Source organism: Vulgatibacter incomptus, assembly GCF_001263175.1.
In the GTDB taxonomy this organism is placed as follows: Bacteria; Myxococcota; Myxococcia; order Myxococcales; family Vulgatibacteraceae; genus Vulgatibacter; species Vulgatibacter incomptus.
In genome coordinates, this window is sequence record NZ_CP012332.1 from 1,808,058 (window position 1) to 1,822,760 (window position 14,703).

At 65.6% G+C, this 14,703-nt stretch carries 14 protein-coding genes; 4 read left to right on the forward strand and 10 right to left on the reverse strand.

Annotation, left to right across the window (positions count from 1 at the left end; genetic code table 11):
- Positions 1–33: 33 nt before the first annotated feature.
- The 3 genes from AKJ08_RS07420 to AKJ08_RS07425 all read right to left on the reverse strand — a co-directional run bounded on the left by AKJ08_RS07420 (position 34) and on the right by AKJ08_RS07425 (position 1,769).
- Positions 34–816, reverse strand: coding sequence for a TIR domain-containing protein (locus AKJ08_RS07420; RefSeq protein ID WP_050725482.1), 783 nt, complete (start codon positions 814–816; stop codon positions 34–36).
- Between the two features lie 84 nt (positions 817–900).
- Positions 901–1,449, reverse strand: coding sequence for a hypothetical protein (locus AKJ08_RS19190; RefSeq protein ID WP_157370546.1), 549 nt, complete (start codon positions 1,447–1,449; stop codon positions 901–903).
- 113 nt (positions 1,450–1,562) lie between these two features.
- Positions 1,563–1,769, reverse strand: a complete 207-nt coding sequence (locus AKJ08_RS07425) for a helix-turn-helix domain-containing protein (RefSeq protein ID WP_050725483.1) — start codon at positions 1,767–1,769, stop codon at positions 1,563–1,565.
- A 576-nt stretch (positions 1,770–2,345) separates the two neighbouring features.
- On the opposite strand from AKJ08_RS07425, the gene AKJ08_RS07430 reads away from it, so the two are divergent.
- The gene (locus AKJ08_RS07430) at positions 2,346–2,813 is read left to right on the forward strand and encodes a YaiI/YqxD family protein (protein WP_050725484.1); all 468 of its coding nucleotides are present in this window, start codon (positions 2,346–2,348) and stop codon (positions 2,811–2,813) included.
- A 41-nt stretch (positions 2,814–2,854) separates the two neighbouring features.
- On the opposite strand, the gene AKJ08_RS07435 is transcribed toward AKJ08_RS07430, so the two are convergent.
- Entirely contained in the window at positions 2,855–3,505 is a 651-nt protein-coding gene (locus AKJ08_RS07435; protein WP_050725485.1) for a hypothetical protein, read from the reverse strand.
- A gap of 227 nt (positions 3,506–3,732) precedes the next feature.
- On the opposite strand from AKJ08_RS07435, the gene AKJ08_RS07440 reads away from it, so the two are divergent.
- Together AKJ08_RS07440 and AKJ08_RS07445 are read left to right on the forward strand one after the other, a co-directional pair.
- Positions 3,733–5,136 carry an FG-GAP repeat domain-containing protein gene (locus AKJ08_RS07440; protein WP_157370547.1) on the forward strand — a complete coding sequence of 468 codons (1,404 nt, stop codon included), beginning with the start codon at positions 3,733–3,735 and terminating at the stop codon, positions 5,134–5,136.
- Between the two features lie 253 nt (positions 5,137–5,389).
- Positions 5,390–5,734, forward strand: a complete 345-nt coding sequence (locus AKJ08_RS07445) for an SEC-C metal-binding domain-containing protein (protein WP_050725487.1) — start codon at positions 5,390–5,392, stop codon at positions 5,732–5,734.
- A gap of 62 nt (positions 5,735–5,796) precedes the next feature.
- Here AKJ08_RS07445 and AKJ08_RS07450 read toward each other — a convergent pair whose 3' ends face one another.
- From AKJ08_RS07450 to AKJ08_RS07475, 6 genes are all read right to left on the reverse strand, one after another.
- Positions 5,797–6,087, reverse strand: coding sequence for a hypothetical protein (locus AKJ08_RS07450; protein ID WP_050725488.1), 291 nt, complete (start codon positions 6,085–6,087; stop codon positions 5,797–5,799).
- 144 nt (positions 6,088–6,231) lie between these two features.
- Positions 6,232–7,332 carry a hypothetical protein gene (locus tag AKJ08_RS07455; RefSeq protein WP_157370548.1) on the reverse strand — a complete coding sequence of 367 codons (1,101 nt, stop codon included), beginning with the start codon at positions 7,330–7,332 and terminating at the stop codon, positions 6,232–6,234.
- A gap of 60 nt (positions 7,333–7,392) precedes the next feature.
- Positions 7,393–9,798, reverse strand: a complete 2,406-nt coding sequence (locus tag AKJ08_RS07460) for a hypothetical protein (protein ID WP_157370549.1) — start codon at positions 9,796–9,798, stop codon at positions 7,393–7,395.
- A gap of 120 nt (positions 9,799–9,918) precedes the next feature.
- Positions 9,919–10,671 carry a tetratricopeptide repeat protein gene (locus tag AKJ08_RS07465; RefSeq protein WP_082342870.1) on the reverse strand — a complete coding sequence of 251 codons (753 nt, stop codon included), beginning with the start codon at positions 10,669–10,671 and terminating at the stop codon, positions 9,919–9,921.
- A gap of 11 nt (positions 10,672–10,682) precedes the next feature.
- Positions 10,683–12,704, reverse strand: coding sequence for a bifunctional 2',3'-cyclic-nucleotide 2'-phosphodiesterase/3'-nucleotidase (locus AKJ08_RS07470; RefSeq protein ID WP_050725492.1), 2,022 nt, complete (start codon positions 12,702–12,704; stop codon positions 10,683–10,685).
- A 196-nt stretch (positions 12,705–12,900) separates the two neighbouring features.
- Positions 12,901–13,503, reverse strand: coding sequence for a hypothetical protein (locus AKJ08_RS07475; RefSeq protein ID WP_050725493.1), 603 nt, complete (start codon positions 13,501–13,503; stop codon positions 12,901–12,903).
- A 394-nt stretch (positions 13,504–13,897) separates the two neighbouring features.
- Here AKJ08_RS07475 and AKJ08_RS07480 point away from each other — a divergent pair, with 394 nt between their 5' ends.
- Positions 13,898–14,686 carry an SDR family NAD(P)-dependent oxidoreductase gene (locus tag AKJ08_RS07480; RefSeq protein WP_050725494.1) on the forward strand — a complete coding sequence of 263 codons (789 nt, stop codon included), beginning with the start codon at positions 13,898–13,900 and terminating at the stop codon, positions 14,684–14,686.
- Positions 14,687–14,703: the final 17 nt, after the last annotated feature.

The following is a 14,703-nucleotide window of genomic DNA, read 5'->3' on the forward strand; positions in this document are numbered from 1 at the left end:
TTGGTGGGTAGGCCTCGCGGCTCCGAGCGGTGGTCAGAACGGAAGATCGTCAGATCCGGTCTTGGCGGGGCGTGTATTCCGAAGCTGCAGCCGCTCTTCGTTCGCGATGCTCCACTCGATACCCAACTCGGTTGCAATGTAGCCCGTATAGTCCTCTCCGCTGCTTGGGTCCTCTCTCCGAACCGACTCCACAAAATGCCGTCGCGCTAGCTTGTGTACGGCGACCGCTGTCGCAGCCTGAGTGAAACCCAAACGTTCCATCTCGTTCTTGAGATACCACACCGAGATGTCGTCATCTTCAGGCACAATCGAGTTCTGGATGACCAGAACGAGCGCCGCAACCTCGTGCGCCGAGAGCCCGCTTGTGTCCTTCATGGGCGGGAGGGCCGCAAGATTGTCCCTGTTCTGCTGCTGCGTCTTGAGAGATTCTAACCGCGTTTCGATCTGCTTTTCGAGAGCATCGAAGTCACTCGCGGACTGCCCGGAGTACGCGATTACCCTGCGATGCTGGATATCGAAAGGGTAGTGCGGATACGCCCCTTCTTCGCAAACGATCACCACGTCCTTTCGAGCGGCAAGCGCGAACCCCAGCTCGAACCAGACGTTTGGGTTCATCTGCGTCACGTCGGCAAGGCACACGTCACTCGTTCGGATCTGCTCCTCGATGGCAGTGATGGGAATCGTCACCGAGGGGTCGTTGTCAACTCGGTAGGCGTCAAAACCGGCGTTCTCTATCGCAGGCTTGAAGGTTTCTCTGAAGCGGCGATCAAACTTGCCCCCCTTGTCGAAGGGCTGGATCACAAAGCACTGTGGCACGATTTGCTCCGTCGGTCTGGCTTGTCGCGGCGATCTGCCACGCCGCGCTGCGGTGATTGCACGAGTGTCACGCGACCCATGACGTTACTTCGCGTTTAGAAGCGTCAGTTTCTTTCCTCTGCGAAGAACGGCCAGTTTCCAAAGGAGGAGCTGTTCGAGGTGCAGGCGAAAGCGCCGCGCAAGCGAAGTAGGTGCATCTGTCGAGCCCTCGCTCTCGAACCAGATCGGAAGCGCGGCGACGTGCAGGGTCTCCCATTCCGCACCGGACAACTCCCGCCATGCGCGATGCGAATGTCCACCTGAATGGCCCACAAGGCCGTGGAGGGCTGAACGCTGGAAGGCATACCAGCGACTCTTCAGGTGGCCTCCTTCACCGACGTAGACGACGCTGCTGTGGAGGAAGTCCGCTGGGCCGCGTGGCACACGAATCGGGAAGTGAGCGAGCAGGTACACGCCTCCGTGCTCGTGGACATGGCCGCCAAGGCCATCTGGGACGGACAGCCGGTCGGCCCAGCGGATCCACGGCGTGAACTCACCGGCAATGTTCGGTTCCGGCGCATCGGCATCGATACGCGGCTTCGCAGTTCCTGCCGAAACCCGGCTTGCGGTTCTGGAGCGGTAGGAAACGCTCATTCGGTCGGCCTCCCATCTGGGGCGTGGTCGTTCAGCAAGACGCACCAGCACGCGAGTTCCCTTCAGGATTGCTGCACGCTTCGCGCAGGGCGTCACCCCTCGCGTGCCACTACCTACCGGGCCAGCGCCTCCCGGCTCACCCGCTGTGCCGCTCCAACCCGGATCGATTGCAAATCGCCCGAGGCGTAGAGCTTGTAGACCGTCGCGGTGGAGACGCCGAGGAAGGTCGCGACCAACCGGACCGAGAGCAGCCCACCAGCAGTGGCCTGCAAGGTGGGGGAGACCTTGGCCCTTCTCCCCTGTCCGTCACTACCCTGCACCTAGTATGCACCAATCCGGGTGCGAGGCGGTGAGGCCGGTGAAGTGGCGTGCGAAACAGCCGTCTCGGAATCCCCAGTATTTTCCGGCAATTGCCCATCCGGTTCGACGCCGGGCAATCCCTCGACCCCGGTGACAAGCCCACGAAAGGCTTCCCAAGCTGGGGGCCGCGAGTTCGAATCCCGTTTCCCGCTCCATGTAGGGGCCCGGCTTCGCCTTCGTTTTTCGAGCCGCTCCGGGCCATCCTTTTTTCCCGGCGGGCGCGCTGAAACAAGCGGCGAGGGCCTGGACGCAGGTGCGGCTCGATGGAAGTTGATGCTCGGCCTCACCCTCCACCGTGGCGGTAGAACGCGGGGCCGAGGGCATCGGGCTCACGGCCTCGTGCAAGTCCTCGACGCCGGCCCCGCACGAAAACTTCATCGCCCGCTTTGCCGCCGTGATGGCCGCCGCCTGTGGAGAATGCGTAGAGCTTGCCCCTCGGCAGAAGTGCGCGCATACCGTCCACCTCCCGCTAGGCGGCGCCTTGCAGCTTGGTACAAACTATCGGTGCGCCAGAATGCGGCGCAGCGAGGCCTTCTTTGCGGATTTGGATCGATGCAGACGCGTGCCCGGGGCCGGTGAAGGAGATCGTCGTCCGCGCGGCGATTCGACTGAAGGTCCCCGTCGTCTTCGTGGCGAACCAGCCGCTCAACCTTCCCCGCTCTGAGTTCGTGTCGACGGTTCAGGTGGGCAGGGGCCTCGACGTAGCTGACGCCTACATCGCGGCTCAGGCAGCACGCGGAGATCTCGCTGTGACGCAGGACATCCCTCTGGCCTCGCAGCTCGTTCCCAAGGGCGTGGCCGTCTTGGATCCGCGGGGCGAGCTCTTCACCGAGGAGAACATCGAGGAGCGACTCTCCGTGCGGGACTTCATGCACGAGCTGCGCGAGGGCGGCGTGGTCACCGGGGGTCCAAAGGGCTTCGGCCCCCAGGATCGACAGCGTTTCGCGGCGACCCTCGATCGCGAGCTCGACCGCCTGGTGCGAGCCAGCGCGCGGCGAAGCTGATGGAGCGGATGGAGCGAATGCCGATCGGCATGTGAACTCCTTCAGCCCTGCGGAGCCAACGACGCCATCGTCACCCAGCATAGCGGACCACACGCGAGGCCGTTGGGTGCCACGAGGTCGTACTCAGGCGCGAAGCTCGCTTCTGCGAGCACGGAATCCAACTGGACGACCTGGAGATCCACCGCGCAGAGGACGCCGCGGAACATCAGCTCGGCGTGAACGATCGACTCTCCGTAGAACCGCCCGTTTTCGAGCGCGATCCCAGAAGACGAGCAGGGTTGCTCCCGACCGAAGCCGGTCGATTCGTCCGCCTCGCACGTGAACTCGTTCCCATCCGCGAGGCCCCGCACAACGACGGGCCGATCGGTGCGGAAGGTTCCAGTGAGATCGACGACGAACCTGTTGCCGCAGTCAACCAGGGTGCACGCGCGGGCCCAGCCGCAGCCCTCGGCGGTGCTGTCGAACAGCGCAACCGCCTTGGCCTTCGCGTCGTCGTCGAGCTTCCGCTGCTTCAGGTGAACCTGAATACCGGAGACGACGCCGTCCCGGATGTACCGCTTGACCGTGCTCCGGGCGATGCCCAGCTCCGCACCAATCCGCTTTGCGCCCCAGCCCAACCCAGCAAGGACTCGCATCGGCTGGACGACCTCCGCGTCGATCATCGGCACCTCCGCGACCTGCGGGGGTGTCACGACTCTTGCCTCCATCTCCACTCGAGCCTCCGTTTCAGAGGCCGGGCGCGGGGGTCAGAAGTTCTGTCCCGAGGGGGTCAATAGTTCAGACGCTCGACACACATTCAGCCTCAGGCGCGACGGGAGTGCAGTCGGACGCGCGCGGCGACGCGTCGGGAGGCAGCGCCCGCTGATCGTCCGCTGACCCCAGGCAAGACGCCTGCCCGCGCATACGGTATTGTGCTCTGATGAATAACCGCCTGCGCGCCCATATCCTTCGTTCCTCGATCCTCGCCGTCTTGGTCTTGTCCCTCGGGGGCGGGTGCTCGCCCAGCGTTCCCGATGGTTCGCCGGCAGCTTCGGCAGGCGCCGGCGGCGAAGGAGGCGGCTCCGGCGGCAAAGGTGGAGGCTCCGGCGGCGTTGGCGGTGGCTCCGGCGGCGAAGGTGGCGGCACCGGCGGCGTCGGTGGCGGCACCGGCGGCGTAGGTGGTGGCGGCAGCACGCAGAGCCCGGGCACGCACTTCGCTGCGACGGCGAGGGAGTGGTCCCTTCCTCCCGATTCGCCCTCTCCGGACGGCTTCTTCACCTTCGGCTACTACGACTGGACCACCATGGATCTCGACGGCGACGGCAAGCCGGATCTCGTGGTCTACACCGGCGCATCCGAGAGCAATCCGCACTGGCTGCTCTACAAGAACACGGGCAGCGGCTTCGCTGCGACCCCCACGGAGTGGTCCCTTCCTCCCGATTCGCCCCATCCGGACGGCTTCTTCACCCTCGCCTACTACGACTGGACCACGATGGATCTCGACGGCGACGGCAAGCCCGATCTCGTGGTCAACACGGGCGCATCCGAGACCAATCGGCGCTGGCTGGACTACAAGAACACGGGAACCGGCTTCGCTGCGACGGCCACGGAGTGGTCCCTACCTGCCGATTCGCCCCATCCGGACGGCTTCTTCACCTTCAGCTACTACGACTGGACCACCATGGATCTCGACGGCGACGGCAAGCCGGATCTCGTTGTGAACGCCGGCGCGTCCGAGACCAACCGGCGCTGGCTGCTCTACAAGAACACGGGCAGCGGCTTCGCTGCGACGGCCACGGAGTGGTCCCTTCCTGCCGATTCGCCCTTTCCGGGCGGCTTCTTCACCTTCAGCTACTACGACTGGACCACCATGGATCTCGATGGCGACGGCAAGCCGGATCTCGTGGTGTACACCGGCGCATCCGAGAGCAATCCGCACTGGCTGCTCTACAAGAACACGGGCAGCGGCTTCGCTGCGACGGCCACGGAGTGGTCCCTTCCTCCCGATTCGCCCTCCCCGAACGGCTTCTTCACCTTCAGCTACTACGACTGGACCACCATGGATCTCGATGGCGACGGCAAGCCGGATCTCGTGGTCTACACCGGCGCATCCGAGAGCAATCCGCACTGGCTGTTCTACAAGAACACGGGTAGCGGCTTCACTGCGACGGCCACGGAGTGGACCCTTCCTGCCGATTCGCCCCATCCGGACGGCTTCTTCACCCTCGCCTACTACGACTGGACCACGATGGATCTCGACGGCGACGGCAAGCCGGATCTCGTGGTCAACACGGGCGCATCCGAGACCAATCGGCGCTGGCTGCTCTACAAGAACACTCCGTGACGTGCGATCTCCACGACCGCCGCTAAGGCGCGTGCCGTCTCGGTGCGCCGGCGGAACCAGCGGATGGCTGAAATCCACGAACAGAGGGGCGCCCGCGCACGAGCAGGCGCATGATCGAGCGCCCCGGCGCTTCTGGCACCACACTTGCGCCGGCGGCCGAGGCACCACCGATCCGGTTGAAGATTTCTCCCGCCGACGATAGTGCCAGGGAGGGCGAGTCCATGCGCTCGACTCGCGCGCATTGGAGGAATCAGTGAAGACTGGCCGAAACGCCCCCTGCCCCTGTGGAAGCGGCAAGAAGTTCAAGTTCTGCTGCGACAAGGCGGCCGCCGCCGGCAAGGGCGACTGGTCCAAGGTCCTCCTGGCGGTCTCGGGCCTGGTGCTGCTCCTCGGCGCGGTGTGGATGGCGACGGTCATCATCGACTCGGACGCCTTCGACCCGAAGGGCCTGGTCTGGTCCGCCGAGCACGGACATTGGCACACGGCCGACGGCCAGGAAGCCGGAGGGGCCGCGGTCCCGAGGGCCCAGCCGCCTGGGCTCCCGCCGGATGGCAAGGTCTGGTCGCAGGAGCACGGCCACTGGCATGACGCCGAGTAGACGAACACCTCGCTCCCGATGAAAGTAGGACAAGAGGCGGTCGAAGCCCTACGCGCTGCGCCTCAATCCTCGACGCCCAAGGCCGATCCGATCGGAGCGCTCGAGATGCCAGGCTCCCGTACGATTCTCCTGAGCAGCCGATCGACCGCCTCCCATCCTTGATGGAGCTGGCCGCCGTCCCAGAGCGCGGGAAGCAGCTGCCCGCCCCTGCTCGAGAAATCGGTCTGCGCCTCGGCGTAGAAGACGTTGCGAAAGGCGATCCGATCGCCGAGTCCGAGATCGGCGACGAGGCGGCGTGCCGCTGCGCATCCGGGATCGGCGATGGCGTGAAAGAGCTCGAAGGAGGTCGTCATGGCAAGAGGGCGATTCTCTTCCGATCCTTGTCCCGACCGCAACCGCCGCGCCTGGCGATCTGCATCCTTGGCCCAGGTTCGGATTCTGCCCGTCACAAACGGGACGGGCATCTCGTCATGCTGGGCCGTTTGACGGCACCGAGCCTACGGCAGCGCGAACGCCTCCACGGCCCATTCGCTCGCGGCGTAGACGGTCGAGCCATCGTGGCTGACGATGATATCGTTGACCGTTGGTATGTCCGTGTCGGAGACGCGGCCTGTTGCGACCAGCTCGCCGTCGGCAGCGAAAACGCGCACGCGCCCACGCAGATCTGGGTCGAGGTAATCGTAGCCTACGACAATCTGGCGCTTCTCCGGGCGGAGCGCGAAGCGGATTGGGTTCTCGACCACCAGGTCGCCCAGGCGGCGCATCTCCGCGTGGTTCCCAGAGAGGACGATCTCCGCGAAGCCGTCGCGGAACTTGCCCTGGTTCAAATCGACGAGCGCCACGATCCAACCGCTCGAGCTCACCACCTCGCGAACGAGATAGGGGAACGACAGGACGGTACTCTCGTTGGTGCGGTGGTTCCACCGGAGCACCATGCCGCTCTCGTGTGGTTCTTCGCCGTACGGATCGAGGACGTCGTAAAGAACGACGAGGTATTCGTCTCCCTCCAGGTGGACGACCTGGGTCACGTTCTTCCCGAACGCGAAAGTATTGGTGATCCTACCGTCGCGATCGATCTCGTAGATCGAATCTTCCCACACGCCGGGGCGTAGGAAGCGAGCGCCGTCGGGAGTGAGCGCGGTGGTCTCCGCGCAGAGTGCAACACTCCGGGATAACGCCTCGGGGTGATCGAGGCGGACCGGCGCCGAGGTATGTGCGGAAGGGTCGACCCGCCACAACGACCGCTCCGCCGCCTGGGTCTCACCGAACCAGAGCGCGCTCCAGTCGTCGGTGGGGACGGGCCGGCAGTTGACGGCGGGTGTGTCGCAAAGGGGGCATCGCGTCTCCGAGATGGCCGTGGTCCAAGCGGTCTCTCCATTGGGCGAGAGCGCAACGACCTCTGCCTTCTCGTAGAAACCAACGCCCACGTAGAGCTCGCGGCTCTGCGGGTTCTCGAGAAGCGAGAGCGCCCTTCCCCACTTCCCCGCGGACTTCCACTCCCAGCGGCGTTCGAGCGTCGGAGTGTCTGAAGGCGAACCACAGCCGACGAGCGTCAGGAACGCGGTCGTCCACAAAGCGACAAAGAGTGTCTTCCCCATAGGCAGATTGAAGCAGGACCCACCGCTTCGGTCAAACCGGTCGCGGTCACGGTCGCGCGCCTACCGCACCGGCATCTCGAGGACGCCGCCTTCGTTGAAGCCGAGCCAGAGCGTGCCGTCCGGAGCCGTGGCCATCGCGGTCGGTCGATTGCCAGACCACGTGATCGCCCCGATCTGGAAAGGAGCAGAGAGCGGCACCCAATCCCTTTTGCGGCCGTCGAACACATAGAGGCGCGTGTCATCGGCACAGTAGGCGTTTCCGTCGGCCCCGACGTGCAACGTCACCAACTGGAAGCTGCAAGGGCCGCTCCCTGCGGGTCGCCACGCGCCCTCTTCGAGGCGAAGCACTCCATCGTACGTCGTCGCCCAAACGGTCCCTTCCTTGTCGACCTGGACCGAATGGAAACCATACCATTGCCGAAACGAGATTGGCCACACGCCCAGGCGTCGGCTCGTGCCGTCGCGAGGTTCGACCGAGAGTGGCCCGTTTGCCGAATCCCCGACGAGCGTGCCATCGGGGGCAACGGCGACAGGACCAATTCTGTGGCCCAGCTCGATCGTCCTCGCACCTGCACGCGTGAGCTCGAACAGCTGGCCGGACGCGACGACATATCGGGTGCCATCCGCAGCCGTCACGAGGTCGTCGAGGCGGAAGTCTTCAGGGAGCCCATCGAGCGATATCCGCTCCACGACGTTTCCGTCGAGGCCCACGCGCAGCAACTGACGCTCGGAACGCGCGAGGACGCTTTGATCCTCCTCGAACGCAACTTGGAGGATCGGAGCCGCGGCTTCTGTCTCGACGGATGCTTCGAGCCAGGCGCTGCTCCCCTTTGCCCGCAGGAAGAGCAGCGGGGCCGCCCCGCGCCCCTGCCGATTCGATGCCGCGATCGCCGCCGTCCCTTCCGGGCCCAAGGCAAGGGCAGTGACAGCGAGTCCGCCAGCGGGATCGCCGGCTGCTGCGGCTGGCAGAAACGCGTCACCGCCTGCCGGCAGTCGCCACATGCCGCTACCATTGAGCAAGAGAACGTCGCCATCTCCGAGCGCGAGCAGGGACTCGGTCGTGTAGCGATCGGATCGCACCGGCGGAGCAGCTACGAACGGGCTGAAGACGCCCCCCTCGTCGCGCACGAAGAGCCCCTGCTCGGTCGCAGCGATGTACCGGTCGGGGACATACGCGATGTCCCGGAGAGAGCGCGGAGAGGGCAGCCCTTCGGAGAGATCTTCCCAAGCGCCATCGAATCCCAGCCTGAGGAGGCCCTGGTTGCCCCAGGCAAAGAGCCGCCCATTGGAATCGCTTCCGACATGATCATTTCGTGGGGGCGGTAGCGGCTCCCAGGCACCTCCGGCCATCACCAGGCGAATCAACTCCGAGGGGCACAGCGCCGGGCCGCCGCGGCAATGCACGACCAGACCGTGATCCGCGGTGAGAAACATCCCAGATACGCTCACCCCTGGATCCGGGAGACGAACCCACGTCGACGCGCCCGCGGCACGGCTCCAGATTCGCCCCCCGTCACTACTCACCACGACCGCACCGTCGGCACTCACGGACACGAGTCGGCCGATGCCGGAAGAATCCCAAGGCCCGAGCTCCCGTATCCACTGCGCCTCGACGGGATCCCAATGGGCCACCTCCAGCCGAGAAGAACCCGGAGGGTTGGTTCCGCCGGTCACCCATACGCTGCCATCCGGTCCCGGCGCGATTTTCATGGGCCGGAAGTCCAATCCATCGTTTGCCGATCGCCACCCCATCGAGCCCGGCTCCCTGCGCAGCAAGGAACGCTGGCCGAGAGCCCAGAGGCTCCCGTCCGATGCAGCTACGACGTCCTTCGTGGTACGGGCGTCAGGCTGGCCGAAAGCCCCAGCGAGCGGCTGACCGCGTGCCGCGGAGGTCCGCACCTCCACGCGGTGGACGATGTCCGCACCGGCTGGGAGGCCGACACGTATCGTGTATTGCCCGGACACGGTTGGCGCTGTCCACAATGCGCTTGCGAATCCGGGCTCCAGCGTGCCGCCCGACGCGGACCATCTGAAGCGCTTGCTGGACAGGTCGTTCGTCCCCGTGATCCAGAACCTCTGCTGAGCGCCGGGATCGACGACCACAGCAGCCGTTGGTTCGAGCTGAGGAACGACCTCGATGGTCACTCTTGCCTCCCCTGACTCCTGATCGGCGGTAAACGCTCGGAGGACGTACTCGGTCGTGTACACGGGGTTGACACGAATCGAATCCACGGGGCTGACAGGGTCCGACCAGCCGCTGGCGTCGGCGAGAGAAACCCAGGCTTGCCCTCCGCTCCGCACGGTCCAGGACAGATCGACGGGACCACCAGGTTCGACGGAGCGTGCCGAGGCCCTCAGCGCCACCTGCAACGGCGTCTGCTGCTCATTGCCTGATCGCGACGGTTCTCCGCCGCGACAGCCGATGAGAACCGACGAGAACGCGACTACCCATGCGATTCGGCGCATGCTGAGCCCCCCAATTCGCGCTGAAGCGGCTCAGGCTATCACGCAGGTTCCGCCTATAAAGCGACAGAACCATCTGACACCCATACGACAGAACGCCGCAGTGCCCGCCTCTGCCGAGCGTCAGGGCGGCGTCGGCGCGTCTCGAATCGCGTGCTCCAGGTCGAGGAGCAGCTCGCTCACCTTTTCCTCGTCTCGCGCGAGCCCGAGCTCGCCGTTCCGAAATGCCATGGCGAGCGCCTGGAGCGACGCAGGGTGCTCATGCTCCGCGGCGCGCATGTAGCAGTCGACGGCCCTTTGCTCGTCGACCTCGACACCATCGCCCATCCGGTAGGCATTCCCGAGCGCGAAGAGCGCCTCCGGGAGCTCCTGAGCTGCGGCGAGCTTCAGCCACCTCGCTCCCTCGGACGGATCGTAGTCCGGCCCCGGCGTGCGAAACAGCAGGCCCAGATAATAGGCCGACGCGGCATCACCCGCCTCCGCCGCGGACTCGAGCCAGCGTCGCGCCTCCACCTCATCCTTGCGGATCCCTCCTCGGGCGAAGAGGAGCGCCTTGCCCAGAATCCGCTGCGAGCCCCGATCTCCGGAGGCCGCGGCGCCGCGCAAGTACATCAGGCCCTCCTCGGGCGGCTTCGAGGTCGCACCGTCGAGGATGGCTTCGCCGATCATCCGCTTCGCGTCCGCGTGCCCCGCGAGCGACAGGATCTGGAGCTCGAAACGTGCGCGGAGATCGCCTCCGGCGAACGCGCGAGCCCCGAGCGCGGCGATCCGTGAGGGCTCGCGGACGGCCAGGACCAGGTCGGCGGACGAACTGGCCAGAACAACGGCCGCCGCAACCAACGTTGCGGCGGCGATCAATCGCTTCGAATTCGACATGAGCGGTGGCGCTATTTGCTCAGGTCGATGGCGTACAGCGCGGTGCCCTTCCCGCTGCCGTCGTCTGCCATCAGCACGCTGATGTTGTTGAGGCCTGCCGCGGTGGCGACGTCGAGCTTGCCCTGAGCAGAGGCAAACGTGACCTTGCCGGACGTGGTGACCTTGGTGAAGGACCAGCTGCGGGCCGAGCCGTTCGCCTCGCGAGTGAGATTCCTCGCCTCCTTGACGAAATTGATCAACACGTCCCGGTTCGCGTCCGGAGAAGCGTAGATCACGTTCGTTCCGTCCAGGCCCGGGAACCCGCCGCCGCCGCTGCCGCGGTAGTTGTTGGTCGCGACGATGAGCTCGTCCGAATCCTTCAGGTCGACGCCCTTGTACTTCAGCGACTTGATCCGGCTGTCGAGCGGCCGGGTGACGTCGATCTCATAGCGAAGATCCGCCGTGGTCGGCACGTCGAAGTTGTAGCCCGGGAAGGTGCTGACGAGCGGCTGGTCTTCCGTCTTGGTGGGATCGATCTGGTTGAAGCGCGAGGCCGCCTTCTCCAGCCAGGCCTTGAGGCCGGCGCCGGTGACCTTCACCGCATAAACGGTGTTCGGATAGAGGTAGAGGTCGGCCGCGTTGTTGATCGCGAGGGAGCCCGCGTTGACGTCCGTGTAGTCACCGCCGCCCGCGAAGCCGCTCTTGAACGGAGCGCTCACCGAGAGCACGGGGAGGGAGGCGTACTGCGGAAGGTTCGCGTCGACATACGCCTTCACGTAGGCCGCCTGGGCCTGGTTGACGACCTGGATCGCGCCGACCTCGCCCACGTCCGCGAAGTAGGTGGTCATCCGGAAGTCGGTGCTGCCGATCGGCGTCTTGACGTAGGCGATGGCGGCCTCGTGCTCGGGCGCGATCAGCGAGGCGATCTCCGCGTCCGCATCGACGTAGGTCGCCGGCTTGTCGCCGGTCTTGGTGGCGCGCGCCTCGGCCTTCGTCTCGTCCTTGTTCACCGTCCAGTGGCGACCATCGTAGGTGAGCTCGAGCGCAATCACGCCGAGGTGCTTGCCCCAGAAGTTCGCCATCACCGCGGGGACGCCGTTGACCGTGCCCGCGACCTTGTCCACGCCAGGGAGGTTGAACTGCGTCGCGGCGCTGTTGGCGTCCGGGAAGGTCTGGTGCGAGTGACCGAGCAACAGGGCGTCGATGCCGGGGATCTGCGAGAGGTAGTAGCTCCCGTTCTCCATCGTGTCCGAGTAGGCGCGGTCGTCGAGGCCTCCGTGGGAGATGGCGACCACGAGGTCGGCGCCCTTGCTCCTCATCTCGGGGACGTACTTCTCCGCGGTCTCCTTGAGGCCGGCAGTGTAGACCTTGCCTTCGAGCCACCGCTTGTCCCAGTTCATGATCGTGGGAGGAGTGAAGGCGATGACGCCGACCTTGACGGTCGCGGTGATCGCGTTGCCGTCGGGATCGGTGGCGGAGACTTGCTTGTCGAGGATCACGTACGGCTGGAAGAGCGGCTTGTTCGTCTTCGCGCTGAGGACATTGGCGAGCACGATCGGGAACTTCGGTCCGGTGCACGACTGACCGCTCGGGTCGGGCGTGACGTCGACCTCGAAGCGGTTTCCGGTGACCTGGCTGAGGAAGCCGAGCCCGTAATTGAACTCGTGGTTCCCCACGCCGGCGGCGTCGTAGCCGACCGCGTCCATCACCTTGTACATGGCGAGCTTCTGGTCGCAGGCGATGGGGCTGACGATGGCCTGGTGATCGGCGAGGACCGTACCCTGGATGGTGTCGCCATTGTCGAAGAGCATCGAGTTGGGGAACTCGGCACGGGCCTGCTTGATGAGGGTGGCGAGGCGCTCGAAGCCGACGCTCTCGTCGTTGGTGAGCTTGTAGTAGTCGTAGCTACGGATGTTGGTGTGGAGATCCGTGGACTCGAGAAGCGCGAGCTGCGCGGTGGTCCCGGTCGGAGGGACCTCCACCGGATCGTCGGAGCTCGAGCAGCCGGCTGCGGCCAGAAGCCCGGCGAGGATGAGACTGTGGCGGATTCGCATGGAGTTCGCTCCCTGGTGAAAAGGCAGGCTGCTCTGTACCCTGCTGCTGAAACAGGGGAGCGCCTGCGAGGTCACGAGTTCGCGGCGGGAGCGGGGCGATGGCGGTGCGGATCGGCGCCGACCATGTTCTTCTCAAAGGCCCGGATTCGCATTCAAGGCGGTCCGGGCCTTTCTCTTTTCGCGGCGGGCGCTCTGATCAGAGCGGGATCGGGTCGTTGCAGAGGAAGAGCTCCACCGAGTCGGCGCTGCCCAGGCCGATCAGCTGAAGGCTGGCGCTGTTGTCGAAGGTGGATCGGGCGGTGCCGGGCAGCATGCTCATGCCGCACTCGAGAAGGCCGAGCGGGTTGTTGGTGGCATAGCGCTTGCCGTCCGGGCAGCTGATCGAATAGCCGGCCCAGTTTGCCTCCAGGTGGACCGTGCCGTTCGGACCGGTCAGCTCCATCGACGAGTCGCCGGAGTCGGTCTCCTTCTCCACGAAGTGGGCGCAGGTCGCTCCGCCCGAGGTGATGGTGAGATCCCAGTTCGAGAACTCGCCCATGGGGAGCTGCAGGCCGTCCTTGAAGGTGATCTTGTGGCCGCTCTCGTAGCTGCACTCGGTCCGGCCGGCGTTGAACGTGCCGTCGGCCTCGGCGAAGGCGGGCGGAGTACAAGCGCGGATGCTGTTGACTGTGGTGCGCCAGCAGTTGTCCTCCCTCGCCAGCCAGGCGCAGTCGAGGGCGTCGGCGGGGCCGCCGTCGTCGTTGGAAGCACCACAGCCCGAGAGAGCCAGCATCGCAACCGGAACCAACCACTTCATCATGACTCGTGCCTTTCGGACGGAGCCGGCCTCCAGCCGGCGGGTTTGACAGCTCGAACTGCCTCGATTCTCGCCGCGGTCGGCCAGCCTGTTGACGGGCCGAGCGGACTCGGACTGAACGCGCCGGCGGATGCAATCTTCATACACAGATGCAAGCCTGCGGAAAGACGAGGGATCGACCGAAACGCCCAAACGGCGGTTGGGACAGGAATGTCGTGGGCCGGCGCTGGACAGAATCGATCCCTGGCACCGTGGCTATAGTTGCCCCGGATGCCGGGGCGTCGTCGCGGCGCGGTCCGCCCTGGCACGGGAATCCGAACCAACGGAGGCGCATCCCATCCGACCGACGCCGTGGCCGGATGGCCTCGAGCGGCTCGAGTGACGACGAGGTGATCGCATGGACCTGGAGTTGAAGGGCAAGCGGGCGCTTGTGACCGGATCGACCGCGGGCATTGGATTGGCGATCGCGCGCAGGCTCGCGATCGAAGGCGCCGACGTGATCGTCTGCGGCCGCAGCCGCAAGACGGTCGATGCTGCAGTCGCGGAGATCGCGGCTGCAGGCGAGAGCGCCCGTGGCGTCGTCGCCGACTTGTCGACTGCGGAGGGCGCAGCGGTCGTGCTGAAGCAGGAGCCGGCGATCGACATCCTCGTCAACAACCTCGGCATCTACGAGACGAAGGATTTCGAGAAGATCACCGACGAGGACTGGCGCCGCTATTTCGAAATCAACGTGCTCAGCGGCATCCGCCTCGCGCGCCAGTACCTGCCCGGCATGCTGGAGCGGAACTGGGGGCGCATCGTCTTCATCGCCAGCGATGCGGCGCTCATGGTGCCGCCCGACATGATCCACTACGGCATGACCAAGACGGCGCTGCTCGCCATCTCACGCGGGCTGGCCGAGCGCACGCGCGGCACGCGGGTGACGGTCAACGCAGTTATGCCGGGGCCGACGCGCTCGGCGGGAATCGTCGATTTCCTGAAGAGCGTGGCGAGCGATCCCGACGCCCCGCTCGAGGAGATCGAGAAGGAATTCTTCCGCAAGGAGCGACCCACCTCGCTCCTCCAGCGGATGATCGAGGCCGACGAGATCGCCAACCTCGTCGCCTACCTGGCGAGCCCTATTTCCTCGGCGACCAACGGCGCCGCGCTGCGCGCCGAAGGCGGAACCACGCCCACCATCGTCTGACGCGGGCCACGACGAGC